15 protein-coding genes are annotated in these 14,832 nt (G+C 33.0%); 14 read left to right on the top strand and 1 reads right to left on the bottom strand.

What is annotated here, in order from left to right; translation table 11 throughout:
- The 5 genes from hypF to amrA form a co-directional block, all read left to right on the top strand.
- The coding region (gene hypF, locus PHQ99_02065; protein ID MDD4288362.1) for a carbamoyltransferase HypF at positions 1–2,265 on the top strand (2,265 nt) is incomplete at its 5' end.
- Positions 2,266–2,320: 55 nt separating this feature from the next.
- Positions 2,321–2,536 carry a HypC/HybG/HupF family hydrogenase formation chaperone gene (locus PHQ99_02060; protein MDD4288361.1) on the top strand — a complete coding sequence of 72 codons (216 nt, stop codon included), beginning with the start codon at positions 2,321–2,323 and terminating at the stop codon, positions 2,534–2,536.
- Complete coding sequence (hypD, locus tag PHQ99_02055) at positions 2,533–3,615, top strand: hydrogenase formation protein HypD (protein MDD4288360.1); 1,083 nt, start codon at positions 2,533–2,535, stop codon at positions 3,613–3,615. Before PHQ99_02060 ends, hypD begins: the two co-directional genes overlap by 4 nt.
- A gap of 320 nt (positions 3,616–3,935) precedes the next feature.
- A complete protein-coding gene (hypE, locus tag PHQ99_02050) occupies positions 3,936–4,946 on the top strand; it encodes a hydrogenase expression/formation protein HypE (protein ID MDD4288359.1) in 1,011 nt (336 codons plus the stop codon).
- 78 nt (positions 4,947–5,024) lie between these two features.
- Positions 5,025–5,552 (top strand): AmmeMemoRadiSam system protein A, encoded by a 528-nt coding sequence (gene amrA, locus PHQ99_02045; GenBank protein ID MDD4288358.1) that lies wholly within the window; start codon positions 5,025–5,027, stop codon positions 5,550–5,552.
- 39 nt (positions 5,553–5,591) lie between these two features.
- Here amrA and PHQ99_02040 read toward each other — a convergent pair whose 3' ends face one another.
- Positions 5,592–6,875, bottom strand: a complete 1,284-nt coding sequence (locus tag PHQ99_02040; protein ID MDD4288357.1) for an SLC13 family permease — start codon at positions 6,873–6,875, stop codon at positions 5,592–5,594.
- Positions 6,876–7,171: 296 nt separating this feature from the next.
- On the opposite strand from PHQ99_02040, the gene PHQ99_02035 reads away from it, so the two are divergent.
- The 9 genes from PHQ99_02035 to dnaB all read left to right on the top strand — a co-directional run bounded on the left by PHQ99_02035 (position 7,172) and on the right by dnaB (position 14,537).
- On the top strand, positions 7,172–8,212 hold the full coding sequence (locus PHQ99_02035) for a rod shape-determining protein (GenBank protein ID MDD4288356.1): 1,041 nt from the start codon (positions 7,172–7,174) through the stop codon (positions 8,210–8,212).
- Between the two features lie 51 nt (positions 8,213–8,263).
- Positions 8,264–9,076: a rod shape-determining protein MreC gene (gene mreC / locus PHQ99_02030; GenBank protein MDD4288355.1), complete on the top strand. Its 813-nt coding sequence runs from the start codon at positions 8,264–8,266 to the stop codon at positions 9,074–9,076.
- 35 nt (positions 9,077–9,111) lie between these two features.
- Positions 9,112–10,395, top strand: coding sequence for a pitrilysin family protein (locus PHQ99_02025; GenBank protein ID MDD4288354.1), 1,284 nt, complete (start codon positions 9,112–9,114; stop codon positions 10,393–10,395).
- A gap of 18 nt (positions 10,396–10,413) precedes the next feature.
- Positions 10,414–10,602: a DUF951 domain-containing protein gene (locus PHQ99_02020; protein MDD4288353.1), complete on the top strand. Its 189-nt coding sequence runs from the start codon at positions 10,414–10,416 to the stop codon at positions 10,600–10,602.
- A 147-nt stretch (positions 10,603–10,749) separates the two neighbouring features.
- Positions 10,750–11,076, top strand: coding sequence for a 30S ribosomal protein S6 (rpsF, locus tag PHQ99_02015; GenBank protein ID MDD4288352.1), 327 nt, complete (start codon positions 10,750–10,752; stop codon positions 11,074–11,076).
- A gap of 49 nt (positions 11,077–11,125) precedes the next feature.
- Positions 11,126–11,362, top strand: a complete 237-nt coding sequence (gene rpsR / locus PHQ99_02010; GenBank protein MDD4288351.1) for a 30S ribosomal protein S18 — start codon at positions 11,126–11,128, stop codon at positions 11,360–11,362.
- A gap of 128 nt (positions 11,363–11,490) precedes the next feature.
- On the top strand, positions 11,491–12,459 hold the full coding sequence (locus PHQ99_02005) for a YybS family protein (protein MDD4288350.1): 969 nt from the start codon (positions 11,491–11,493) through the stop codon (positions 12,457–12,459).
- A 157-nt stretch (positions 12,460–12,616) separates the two neighbouring features.
- Positions 12,617–13,141: a 50S ribosomal protein L9 gene (rplI, locus tag PHQ99_02000; GenBank protein MDD4288349.1), complete on the top strand. Its 525-nt coding sequence runs from the start codon at positions 12,617–12,619 to the stop codon at positions 13,139–13,141.
- A gap of 58 nt (positions 13,142–13,199) precedes the next feature.
- Positions 13,200–14,537, top strand: coding sequence for a replicative DNA helicase (gene dnaB / locus PHQ99_01995; protein ID MDD4288348.1), 1,338 nt, complete (start codon positions 13,200–13,202; stop codon positions 14,535–14,537).
- Positions 14,538–14,832 lie beyond the last annotated feature (295 nt).

Below are 14,832 nucleotides of genomic sequence, written 5' to 3'. Positions count from 1 at the left end.
ATACATGGCATTGTCCAGGGAGTTGGGTTTCGCCCCTATATTCATAAAAAAGTAAAACATTATAAATTAAAAGGCTGGATTTGCAACACCGAACAAGGAGTTGAAATGGAAGTTGAGGGAGAGCAGGATGCCATTTGCATTTTTTTAAAAAATATAAAAAATGATATTCCTCCATTAGCCATTATTGAGAAAATAATAACTGACGATTTGTCTCTGATAGGATATACAGATTTTAAAATTAAAAAAAGTAAATCAAATCATCTTAATCCAATGGCCCTTATTCCACCTGACATTTCTATCTGTGAAGATTGTTACAATGAATTAATTAACCCGTCAGATCGCAGGTATAATTATCCCTTTATTAATTGTACTAATTGCGGGCCTCGTTTTACTATAATCAATGAATTACCATATGACAGGGAAAAAACCACAATGAAAAGTTTTTCCATGTGTAGTGATTGTCAATCAGAATACAATAATATAGACAATCGCCGTTATCATGCTCAACCAAATGCATGTTTCACATGCGGTCCACAGGTATCTCTCTATCTATCGGGGAAAAAGGTAAGAGTAGCAGAACCAATAAAAGAAGCGCAGAAAATGCTAATGAAAGGACAGGTAGGTGCCATAAAAGGACTGGGAGGATTCCATCTTACCTGTGATGCTTCGAATTATTCAGCTGTCTCAAGATTAAGGGAGATAAAAAAGAGAGACAAAAAACCATTTGCTGTAATGGCAGTAAATATCGACACAATAAAAAATATCTGCTATCTTACTGAAAGGGCAGAACAGCTTTTAAGAAGCAAAGAGAAGCCTATTCTTTTATTAAAAAAAAGAGGTATATTTAATTTATCTGAGGACATTGCAGCAGATAATGCCTACCTTGGAGTGATGCTTCCTTATACACCCCTACATGTTTTATTGCTAAAGGGCAGTGAACTGGTTTTAGTAATGACCAGTGCTAATTTTAGTGATGAGCCTATTATTATCAAAAATGAAGATGCCTTGCAGAAATTGGCTGATAAAGTTGATTTTATTCTAATGCATAATCGCCCCATTTATAATCGATGTGATGACTCGGTAATAAAGGATTCCGTGTCTAATCCAATTATGATTAGAAGATCCAGGGGATATGCACCTTTTCCGGTTATTTTAAAAAAAGAGGTTTGCCAGGTACTTGCAGTAGGTCCTGAGGAAAAAAATACGGTATGTTTTACACGTAACCATTATGCATTTCCTACCCAGCATCTGGGAGATTTAAAAAACCAGGAAAGCTTTGAAGCTTATCAGGAAGCCATTGAACGCTTTATCCATGTATTCAGATTTGACCCCAAAGTGATTGCCTGTGATTTACATCCGGATTATCTATCCACTGCTTTTGCAGAAAACCTGTCAAGAAGAAAGTGCTTGCCTTTACATAAAATACAACATCATTATGCTCATATTGCCAGTTGTATGGCGGAAAATAATTTAACAGATGAAGTTATTGGAGTTGCTTTTGATGGTACGGGATTAGGAGATGACGGGAATATATGGGGAGGAGAATTCATGGTTGCAGATTTCCAGAATTATAAAAGAGTTGGTCATTTAAAGTATCAATCAATGCCGGGAGGAGAGCAGGTAATACATCAACCATGGAGAATGGCTTATAGCTACCTTTATTCAATCTTTAAAAATAGAATTGCAGATTACGGACTCTCTTTTTTACAAAAAAGAGAGTCCAGGGAAATTACTTTATTAGAGCAGATGATAAATAAAAAAATAAATTCCCCACTCACTTCCAGTTGTGGAAGATTGTTTGATGCTGTTTCAGCCCTGATTGGATTAAAAAGCGAAGTGAGTTTTGAAGGACAGGCTGCAATACAACTCGAGTCAATCTGTCGGCCAGAATATAAAGAGAGTTACTCCTTCCGGATTAAGGGAAAATCAGGTAAGTGGATAATAGATGTAGATGACATGTTTAAAGAGATTATCTATGACTTAAAAATAGATGAAAATAGAAATAAAATTGCAAGCAAATTTCATAACACGGTAGCTGATTTCATAGTTTTAATGTGTGCTAAAATTAGAGACCTGAAAAATATTAATCAGGTTGTATTATCAGGTGGTGTTTTTCAGAATAGTTTTTTATTAGAACAAACAATAAGAAAACTGAAAGAAAATATGTTTAAAGTTTCTATACACAAAATAATGCCCCCAAATGATGCCTGTATTTCTTTAGGACAGGCGATGATTGCTGGCATGAAAGAAGATTTTACAAAGTAGTAGATATAATGATAGTCTTGATTAGTAAATATTATAAAAACAAGAGGTAATAAAAATGTGCTTAGCTGTTCCAGGAAAGGCTGTAAGAATAATAGATTCAAAACAGGTAGAGGTGCTTGTGGGTAATATAAAAAAAATTATCAGGACTGATCTATTACCAGAAATTGAAGAAGGAGATTACCTGCTTATCCATGCAGGTTATGCCATAACTAAAATCAATCAGAAGGAAGCTGATGAAGTAAGTCGTGCATGGGAGGAAGTGCAATATTGAAATATCGGGACGAATATCGGAATAAAGATTTATGCCAATCTATTATCAAAAGGATTACAGAATTAACTAAAGAAAAAGTAAATATAATGGAAGTTTGCGGGACACATACAGTTTCCATCTTTCGTTCCGGGTTAAAAGAATTATTACCTGAAAATATAAATTTAATATCCGGTCCAGGTTGTCCGGTTTGTGTTACCCCAATTGCTGCCATAGACCATATTATTGCCCTGGCAAGAGAGAAAGACACAATAATTGTTACCTTTGGTGATATGGTTAATGTTCCGGGGACTTCTTCCAGCTTAAAGAAGGAAAAAGCCAATGGTGCCGATATTCTGATTATTTATTCTCCTTTTCAAGTTATAGAGATTGCCAGAAAATATCCGGAAAAAAAGGTTATTTTAATTGGAATCGGTTTTGAGACAACAACTCCGTTATTGGCAAGTGTTATACTGGAAGTAGCGGAAAGGCAGATTGATAATTTTTATTTATTTAGCCTGGCAAAAATTATGCCCCCTATTATGCAGACACTTTTGCAAAAAAAGGATGCAGTAATTGATGGTTTTTTATGCCCCGGTCATGTAAGCGCAATTATCGGCACAAAACCCTATGAATTTATACCGGATAATTACCATATTCCTTGTGTGATTGCCGGTTTTGAACCTGGTGATATACTTATTGGGATTTATCATATTATCCAACAGAATATAAATAAAAAATCCTTTGTAGAGAATAAATACCAGAGAGTAGTAAAAAAAGAGGGTAATCCCGTAGCTTTAAGGAAGATGGCAGAAGTGTTTAATGAGGTAGATAGTACCTGGCGCGGAATAGGAAATGTAAAGAAAAGCGGCCTTGACTTAAAAGAAAAATATGCATCAATGAATGCTCGTAACTTGAAGGTAAAAATTGAAAAATCCCGGGAACACCCTGATTGTCGATGCGGAGAAGTGCTAAGGGGTATTATTACACCACTACAATGTCCGTTATTTAGAAAAATTTGTACACCTGAAAACCCTATAGGGGCATGTATGGTTTCCAGTGAAGGCAGTTGTGCAGCGTATTATAAATATAATTCAGTATAACGTATAACGTATACCGTATTACGTAAAATAATATAGAAATGTTTTAGGGCATATAGTTTTTATAAGTAAATTTAAATTTTTTGAAAAACATTTTTTATTATAATCAAAGTAAAACTTTAAATAGTAAATCTAACAGTATACTATGGATATATTGCTAGCAAGTTAATACATTAAGAATTTCAAAACAGCTTATCCAGTTTTAGATGGCAAATTAAAAAGTATAGATTTTTTGATTTTTATATTGACCTGCTATTATACTTACAGACGGTATACGTTATACGATATACGGTATACTTTTTATTCATAGAGAGAGGAAAACAATGAACGACAAAATAATAACTCTTGATCACGGTAGTGGTGGAAAATTATCCAATAATTTAATCAGTGAAGTTTTTCTTAAACACTTTGATAACGAGATACTAAACGTACTACACGATGGTGCTATTTTACCTTCATCGAATAAAAGGATTGCTTTTTCCACTGACTCTTACACAGTGACTCCACTTTTTTTCCCTGGAGGGAATATTGGCAATCTGGCAATCCACGGAACTGTAAATGATCTGGCCATGTGTGGAGCCAAACCAGAATATCTGAGCGCATCATTTATAATTGAAGAAGGAGTTTCAATAGATATTTTAGACAAAATTGCATCAAGTATGGCAGAGTCGGCAAAACAATCAAAAGTTCAGATAGTAACAGGTGATACAAAAGTTGTGGGACATGGTGAGGCTGATGGTATGTATATCAACACCACCGGTATTGGGTTTATCAGAGATGATATTTTTATTAATGCTAGACAGGCTCAGCCTGGTGATGTAATTATAATCAATGGACCTATTGGAAACCATGGTATTAGCATTTTGGCTGCACGGGAAAGCTTGCAGTTAGAGAAAACTATTTTCAGCGATACAGCTCCTTTGTCTGAAATGGTTAGTCAAATACTGGATACTACCCGGGAAATACATGTTTTAAGAGACCCAACAAGAGGAGGACTAGCGACAACTTTAAATGAAATTGCCCAATCATCTAATGTAGAAATAGAAATTGAGGAAGAATCGATTCCTATTGATGAGAATGTAAGAGATACCTGTGAAATATTAGGCTTTGATCCCCTTTATTTAGCAAACGAGGGAAAACTGATTGTTTTTGTTTCTCCTCAATATGCTGAAAAAGTGCTTAGGAAGATGAAAAGATTAAAATATGGGGAACAATCCAGGATTATCGGAAAAGTGATTTCCAAAGGTAAAAACCCGGTTTATCTTAAAACAGATATAGGAGGCAAAAGACTAATCGGGATGTTAAGTGGAGAACAGCTGCCTAGAATATGCTAATTGAAAAAAAGAGATTTCTTTAATATATTTGAGCAAAATAAAAAATTGTGCAAATTTATAATAAAGGAGCATTCCAGTATGATGAAAAAAAAACAAGAAAGTATACCTGTCCAGTTAGCCAGAAAAAGTATTTTACATTATTTGGAAACAGGGAAAACCATAAATCAGACTGAAGGATTACCCAAAGAATTTACAGAAAAGAAAGCAGGTACATTTGTTTCTTTAAAAAAGGATGGTAAATTGAGAGGATGTATTGGGACTTTTTTAGCTACCAGAAATAATATTGCTCTGGAAATTATTGAGAATGCTATTAGCGCGGCCGTACATGACCCCAGATTCTCTCCGTTAAAGCTGGAAGAAGTTGATTTTTTAGACATTTCCGTAGATATTTTAACCCCACCGGAAGAAGTAGATGATATTTCGCAGCTTAATCCAAAAAAATATGGTGTTATTGTCAGCACTGGTTACAGAAAAGGCCTTTTATTGCCTGATTTAGATGGTGTAGATACGGTTGAATACCAGATTGATATTGCCAGACAAAAGGCCGGTATATCTCCAGATGAAAAATATCAAATTCAAAGATTTGAAGTAATAAGATATTATTAATTTTATGTTTGCCAATTTATATCAGATGTGCAGTTAACCTTATGTTAAATAACGCAGATAAATATAACTAAATGAAATTATAAAATGAATTATTACCAGAGGAAAACCAACCCTGAAAAAATACCAGAAGTTAATTCTCTGGTTATTTTTTTCAGCAATTTCTGCAACGATTAAGTTGGAAGCTGTTCCAATAAGTGTACCATTTGCACCAATATTAGCTGCTATAATCATAGTTATCCAGATAACAGGTGTTATTACAGGAATTTCTTTAATAATGTGTTTTGCAATAGGAATTGCCAGATTAATTATAGGAATATTATCCAGGAATGACGAAAAGAAGGTATTAAAAGCTAAAAATAAGAAATTTATCGAAAGTGTGTTACCCTCGGTTATACTTAATAATGTTCGGGATAATATATTTATAATGCCATGCTCTTCCAGTGTTCCTGCAAGTACATTGAGCCCAATAATGAAGAATATAATAGCCCAATCAATTTGAGCATAGATAGAATGAATACTCTTATCGGGAGTTATAAATAACAAAGTAAACCCGGCAAGTAGTATGATTACCACTAAATCTATCTGGAGAATATGGGAAAAAAGCGCAAAAACTATACCAGCTGTTGTAACAATAAGAGTTTTTCTGAATAACGGAGGATTTACAATACATTCCTTTTCATTAATCTTATCAAAATTATTAATAATTTCATCGGGAATTTTATTATTGCTCATTTCTTTTCCAAATACTATCTTAAAATAATAAATATTGACTATAGTCAATATAATGGCTATTGGTGCAATATGATATATAAAATCAAAAAAACAAAAATTAGCCGAAGAGCCAATCATTATATTGGTTGGAGTACCCAGGTAAGTAGCCATTCCACCAATATTAGCAAAGATTATTTGAGCAATTAAAAATGGCACGGATGATATTTCTAAAATTGAAGTAATAGCTAATGTAATATTTGTCATAAAAAGAAGTGTAGTGATTTCATCAAAAATTGATGACAAAAGACCAGTTAGGATTGATAAAAGCACAAATAATGTCCAGGCTTTTCCATTACTGTAACGCATCATTCTAATGGCCAGATATTGAAATATTCCACTGTCTTTTGCAATTATCGTAAGAATCATCACCCCAATAATAATTCCCAATTTTGTAAAATCTATATAACTAACTGCTGTGTCAAAAGAGATAATACCTATAAATACAATAATTATTGCTCCCAGGAAAGAAGCAGTAGTACGAAGACGACGATTGGTAAAAATAAAGAAATATACAAGAGTAATTATGAGAATAGTTAAAACTAATTGGTTCATTAATACTCCCCTTTTAGAAAGAAATATAAAGTTACGGGTAAAAACTTTTTATTCTATAGCATAATTTTGATACAATGATATTTAAACAATAATTTTTTACTGAAAATAAAATTAAAGACTAATTTTGTTTATAAAAATAAAAAACCACCGGGTGATTGCTAAAAAACAAAGTTCTATTATATAATTACTGGAGACCTTAATAAGAAATTTGTTTTTTTTATAATAACATAAAATAATATTGGCTGCAGCTTAGTTTTATTATTTTTATGATTTTTAATAACAAAGGAGCTCTATAGATGTTTAACTTCTCTCTTTTTTCCTCCTTTTCTCGTAATATTGGGATTGATTTGGGTACTGCCACAACACTGGTTTATGTTAAAGGGAAGGGCATAATATTAGAAGAGCCATCTGTAATAGCGTATGATAAAAAGAATAATAATGTTCTAAAAGTTGGCGTAGAAGCAAAAATGATGATTGGCAGGACACCTCAAGGTGTTTATACAGTTCGGCCACTACAATATGGGGTAATTGCAAATTTTGAGGCAACAGCAGAAATGTTGCGGTATTTTATAAAAAAAATATTTAAGCATAATCAGTTTATTAAACCATCTATAACTATATGTGTGCCTTCAGGTGTTACCGAAGTAGAGAAAAGAGCAGTTTCTGAGGTGGCTTATGAGTGTGGTTCCCACAGGGTATTTTTAATCGAAGAGCCAATCGCAGCAGCTATAGGAGCAGGATTACCCATATTTGAACCTATGGGGAATTTGGTGATGGATATAGGAGGAGGAACAACTGAAGTTGCAGTTATCTCGTTAGGAGGGATTGTGGTTAATGAGATATCTAAAATAGCAGGTGATCATCTCAATCAACAGATTAGTAAATATATTAAAGACAAACACGGTTTATTTATAGGTGATTTGACAGCAGAATCATTAAAAATAGGACTTTCCAATAAAAAAAATAATCAGGATAATGATTATTATGAAGTAAAAGGTAGAGATCGCCTCAGTGGATTGCCAATAAGAATTAACCTGGCAAAAAGTGAGTTGAAAGAAGCTCTCGATGATTCAGTAAGGATAATCTCTAATACTGTTAAATTAGCCTTAGAAAAAACTCCACCAGAGCTAGTTTCAGATATAATAAACAAAGGCTTGATTATGACCGGAGGTGGGGCATTATTAGCCGGGCTGGATGAGGTATTACAGGAACAGATAGAAATCCCGGTTTTTATATCAAAAGAACCCCTGTATTGTGTAGTAAAAGGTACGGGACAGGCATTAGAAAATTTTGACAGATATCAACATGTTTTATTTAAAACATTCAGGGGTAAATAATCATTATTATTAAACCAGAGGATAATATAATCTATAAACGGAGTGGAAGAATTGTATAGGTTTTCTAAAGAGCGACGGGCTTTTGTTATATTTTTTACTTTGTTTCTCCTGTCAGCCATAATTATAACTGTAGATTATCATGATAAAGGATTTTTTGGATTGATTGAAGATACTGGAATGATAATTTATAAGCCTGTTAATCGAGTGATATATAATACAGTTAATAATATTACAAACTATTTCCATATTTTTACTGAAATTGAAAATGTTCGTCAGGAGAATGAGCGACTATGGACAGAAATACAGGTTATTTCCCGGGAGAATGATATAAATAAAGAGAAAGTAGCAGCTTATGATCGTTTAATAAATATGATGGAACTTAACGATTATTATTCATATGAGATGATTGGAGCCCAGGTGGTTGGCAGGGAACCAGATAACTGGTTCCATAGTGTTATTATTGATCGGGGTGTCATGCATGGTGTAGAGGTTGATATGGGTGTTGCTAATTATAATGGACTTGTGGGGAAAATTATCCAATCGGAGCAAAAAAATTCACAGGTACTCTTGTTATTAGATCAAGGTTGTTCTGTTGGAGCTATGGTCCAACGTTCCCGGGAAATTGGTGTAATAAAAGGCGGAACCGATGGTGTCTATTGTTTTTTTGATTATATTGCTCATGATGCAGACATTCAAATCAATGATATTGTTATTACTTCAGGAATGGGCAGTTCAATTCCAAAAGGTATCAGAATTGGTCAGGTTGTGGCAATAAAAAAAGAAAAGCATGACCTTTTTCAAAGAATACTGGTAAAGCCTGAAGTTGATTTTAATAAATTGGAAGAAATTTTTGTTATACAATAACTTTAATAATACTTTAGGAGAATTTTGTTAAAAATATGAATAAACCAGAATTAATAAAACTGGATAGCGGATTAAATATTATCGCTTGCTTAATGCCACATATGCGTTCAGTTTCAACAGTTATTGGGATAAAAGCAGGATCAATATATGAAAGCAAAAAACAGCAAGGCATATCCCATTTTATTGAGCATATGCTTTTCAAGGGTACACAAAAAAGGAAAGATACCCTGGAGATATCCCAATGTATAGAACAATTGGGTGGGGAAATTAATGCATCTACTTCAGAAGAGTGTACTTTTTTATATAGTAAAGTATTGTATAAAAATTTCGAAAATGCATTTGAAGTGATGTCGGATATCATAAATTACTCTCTTTTTAAGGAAGAAGATATTATACATGAGAAATCTGTCATTATTGAAGAGATAAATAAATATCAGGATATCCCGGAAGACTGGATAAGTGTATTAATAAACCAATTATTATGGAATGGTACTGTGCTTGCTCAGAATGTATTGGGGGAAAAAGAAACTGTCAGGAATATGGATAGAACAAGAATATTAAACTATTATGATAAAATGTATAATCCCAAAAATATTGTAATCAGTGTGGCGGGTAATATTGCTCCAGAAGCAATTTGGGAAGTTGTTAAAAAACATCCTTTTAATTCAAAAAAAATATTTAATAAAAAAGCCCCCAAGATACAATTAAAAGAGCAGGGATTTCCTGAGTTAATAACAGAGCCAAAAAAAGTGAATCAAACTCATTTATGCTTTGGTTTTGAAGGAATATCAAGATTTCACCCGGAAAAAGTAACTATGGATTTACTAAACATTCTTTTAGGTGCAGGTCTCAGTTCTCGACTTTTCCAGGAAATCAGAGTAAAAGAGGCATTGGCATATGATATTCATTCTTATACCCAATTTTTTGATATAACAGGTTCATTCAATATCTATGCAGGAGTAGATCCTGGAAAAATGAGCCGTAGTATAGAAAAGGTATTAACAGAGTTGAAAAAATTAAAGGATAAAAAAATTGATGTCAGAGAACTTCAAAAGGCAAAGGAAATGTATAAGGGGAGTATATTATTAGGTTTGGAAAATACGCTTAATCGTGCTTTTCGTTTGGGTAGTTTTCTGATGCTATATAACAAAGAATACCAGTATAAAGAATTGATTGATAAAATTGAAAAAGTTACACCAGAAAATATAAGGTCATTATCCCAAAAATTATTTTTAAAAAACAAAATAAATTTAGTTATTTTTTATCCTAATGAAATAAAAATTGACAATGATGATGTGATAAAATTATTAGAAGTATAGAAGTAGCAGGAGTTACAAATGCCTCTTGATTTAAGAATTGGTGATATTGTTAAATTAAAAAAAAAGCATCCTTGTGGAGGTTATCATTGGGAAATAACCAGAACAGGTATTGATATTGGGATAAAATGTCTTTGCTGTGGACGCAAGGTATTAGTGCCTCGAGCAAAGATCGAAAAGAGAATAAAGCAAATAATAAAAAGAGATTAATAACCATAAATAATAATTTATTTAAATTCTATTTAGATTTTAAATGTTTATCTTGATATATAAAAAACACAGTGCTATAATAGAAAGGCATTTTTCCTTGCTCCTGTTTTTAAGCAGGGGCCAGTTTGACCAAAAGGAGGTGAGTAAATGCGTAATTATGAACTGATGCTATTATTGAATCCAAATCTTCAAGAAGAAGAAACATCTGCATTATTAGAAAAAATCCAGCAGACAATCACAACAAACCAGGGAAAAATCATCAAAGTAGATCAATGGGGTAAAAAAACATTAGCTTACGAAATTAAAAAATTTCATGAAGCTATTTATGTTATCATTGATTTTGAGTTGGATCCTGAGAACATTGCTGTCCTCGAAAGAAGTATAAAGTTCGAAGAAAAAATAATCAGATATTTAATTGTTCTTGGCCAGGAAAAAGTGCTTCCCAAAAAAGAACAAAAAGATCTTAAAGAATAAATTTAAAGAAAAATTATTTGATTTTTTATTATCAGGAAGGAAAGGATGAATGGTCAGAAGAGAATCATATAGAGGATTTCGTAGAAAAAGAAAAGTATGCTACTTTTGTGCTGAGAAAAAAGTAGCTGATTATAAGAATACAGACTTACTAAATCGTTTCATAAGTGATCAGGGAAAAATATTGCCACGTAGAGTAACAGGAAACTGTGCAAAACATCAGAGATCTTTAGCTATTGCCATAAAACGAGCCAGAGAAGTTGCCTTATTACCTTATGTTGACAGGTAAGTATATTTAACAAATAGTATTTGAGTACAATTATAAGTGATCGAATTGCAGAAAACAAACATGGTAAAAGTGTATATGTGGCCATAAAAATAAAACAAAAAACTGGCGAATCAAAAGGGGTTTAATCATTGAAAGATCGCATTCCGACCAAATCAATTGTTGAAGGTGCATTTCTTTCAGCGATTACAGCTATATTATTTTTAGCAAGTTTATATATTCCGTTATTTGGTACCTTAATTAGTTTTTTATGTCCTTTGCCGATTATTGTATTATGTTTAAGGCATAATATAAAAATAGCAATGCTTTCCCTGTTAATTGCATTTTTTCTGGTAACTTTATTAGCCGGACCTTTCCAGGGACTGATTGGCATATTAGGCTTTGGATCATTGGGAATAGCTTTAGGTATAGCGATTAAAAAAAAGCTGAGTTTATTGGAAATATTACTTATCGGCAGTATGACTTCATTTATATCAAAAATATTTTTGATGTTAATTGGCCTATGGCTTATGGATGTTAATCCATTATTATTAAGTGTGGATCAAATAGATAGAAGTATCAATCAGAGTTTATCTTTTTACCAGAATATTGGATTGAATCCTGAACAGATAGAGACTGTAAAAGATTCACTTTTACAGTCTCTGGAATTAGTCAGGATAGCTTTTCCGGCAATGCTTGTTATTGCATCTGTTTTTGATACAATTATTAATTATTGGGTCGCTGGAATAATATTAAAAAGGCTTGGTTATCCGCTGGAACCAATTGAGCCATTTCATAAATGGCAGGCGAGCAAATCCTTTTTTTGGAGCTATTTATTCGGGCTGGTTATTCTGTTATTAAACACACAGTATAATCTGTTGGTACTGGAAAGAATAGGAGTAAATATTCAAATATTATTCTCAGTCATATTCTTGATTACAGGTCTTTCTGTTGTGTCATATGTGTTAAGACACTATAGAGTAAAGCCTTTTTTTTGCTGGATGATATATATAGTCATATTTATTCAACCACTCTTTTCTTTAATAGTTACCTGGGCTGGGATACTTGATGTCTGGGTTGATTTCCGGAAACTGCTTTTTCCTAAGGAGCAAAATGAATAGTGGTAATTATATACACTGGTTAGCTTAAAAAGGTCAGTAATTTTTTGGAAAATACATTTTTATTTATGTAGAATTATAAGGATATGTTGTAATTACGAACAAAGAAAATAGTTTCAGTGGTTTTGTACTACTGATAATATAAACGGAGGTAAAAACCATGAAGGTTATACTAAAAGAAAATATTGATAATATTGGATATGTAGGGGATGTAGTTGATGTCAGTCGAGGTTATGCAAGAAATTACCTTTTTGCCAGAGGTTTGGCCATGGAATATAATGATGGTAACCTCAAATCAATTGAGCACCTTAAGCAAAAAGAATACGAAAAAAGAAATAGAGAGATTGTAAACGCAAAAGAGTTAGCAGAAAAAATAAATAAAATAAATCTCACTTTCCAGGTGAAAGCAGGCAAAGATGGAAAACTATTTGGTTCTGTCACAAATAAAGATATAGCAGCATCACTGGCAGAAAATCACCAGATTGAAATAGACCGCAAAAAAATTGAACATAGTGACCCTCTTAAGAAGATTGGCAATTACCAGGTAACTATTCATCTCCACCAGGAAGTTGATGCTAATTTAAAAGTACAGGTAGCAGCTGAAGAGGAAGCAGAAAAAGAGAATAAGGCAATTGAAGAGAAAAACCAAGATGTTCCAAGTAAGGAAAAAGAAAAAGAAGAATAAAAGGTATATTAATTTTTAATTCAAATAATGAACTGAATGGGATTTAGGAGAATAAGAAATGGAATTGACGCGAAATACACCTCAGAATATTAGTGCAGAACAAGCTACCCTGGGTTCAATTATTTTAGATAAAGATTCTATATTAAACTGTATTGAAATTTTACAACCAGATGATTTTTACAGAAATGCACATCAAACTATATATCAGTGTGCCCTGGATTTATTTGAGAAAAACCAGGCTGTCGATTTAGTTACCCTAACTGAAGAGTTAAATAGAAGGAAACAATTAGAAGAGGTGGGTGGAGCATCATACTTAACAACTTTAATGAGTAGCGTTCCTACTGCTGCGAATGTAGTATATTATGCGAAAATTGTAGAACAAAAAGCTATTTTAAGAAAGCTGATTAATCACGCAACGCAAATAGTTACAATGGGATATGAAGAACAGGACGATGCCCGGGTTTTACTTGATAAAGCAGAAAACCTTATTTTCGAGGTATCACAACAAAAAATTGAGCACTCCTTTAGCCCTATTAAAGATTTACTAACTGAGAGTTTTGAAAAGATAGAAGATTTATACCATCGGGATAATTTTATTACTGGTGTGCCTACTGGATTTATAGAGCTTGATGAGATAACAACAGGATTTCAACCATCAGAATTAGTTATAATCGCCGGACGCCCTTCTATGGGCAAAACCGCCTTTTGTCTTAATATTGCCCAGAATGCAGCTATGCAGCACAAGATTCCGGTAGCAATATTTAGTTTAGAGATGTCTAAAGCTCAAATTGTGCAAAGAATGTTGTGTTCTGAGGCCAGGATTGATACTCACGCCTTGCGTCGGGGAAGAATGCCTGAAGAAGACTGGCCAAAATTGTCCATGGCTGCCGGCAAATTGTCAGCAGCCCCAATTTTTATTGATGATACAGCTGGTATATCTCCTCTGGAGATTAAAGCAAAATCCAGAAGATTGAAAGCCAGGCATGATTTAGGACTTGTACTGATTGATTATTTGCAGTTGATTCAAACAGGATTAAGGATTGAAAATCGCCAGCAGGAAATTTCCCAAATATCCCGTTCTCTCAAAGGACTGGCACGAGAATTAAACGTACCGGTTATTGCTGTTTCTCAGCTATCCAGGGCGGTAGAGCAACGTTCGGTTCAAAGACCCCGTTTATCAGATTTAAGAGAAAGCGGGGCAATTGAACAGGACGCTGATGTAGTAGCTTTTCTATACCGTGAAGAATACTATAAACCCAAAAGTAATAAAAAGGGTATAGCAGAAGTCATTATCAGCAAGCAGAGAAATGGTCCTACCGGAACTCTTGAATTAGCTTTTCTGGATGCATATACACGTTTTGAAAATTTGGCAAGAACAAATGAAGAAATGGAATAATAAAAACAGTACAAAGTATACCGTATTCCGTATACCGTTTAAACTTAATTATTTAAAGTAAAATTAAAGAAACAAGATCGATTGTTTTTATAAAAAAATTATATATAAAAATTTGGATTTAAATTATTTATTAAAAATAAAAATATAGTATAACCACCAAATACAGAGGCAGACCTTGTGTCTGTCTCTGTATTGTTAGTATTTGAATTAATGTTATATTCTATTTAGAATAGAATAAATGATTAATAAATTTTATTTTTTTCTATTGTCTTTAATAATTTCGTTGATTTGAACG

This window comes from Atribacterota bacterium, assembly GCA_028703475.1.
Taxonomy (GTDB): Bacteria; Atribacterota; Phoenicimicrobiia; order Phoenicimicrobiales; family Stramentimicrobiaceae; genus JAQVMU01.
The sequence above is the reverse complement of the archived record's forward strand: the minus strand, read 5'-3'. Positions and strand labels throughout refer to the sequence as shown.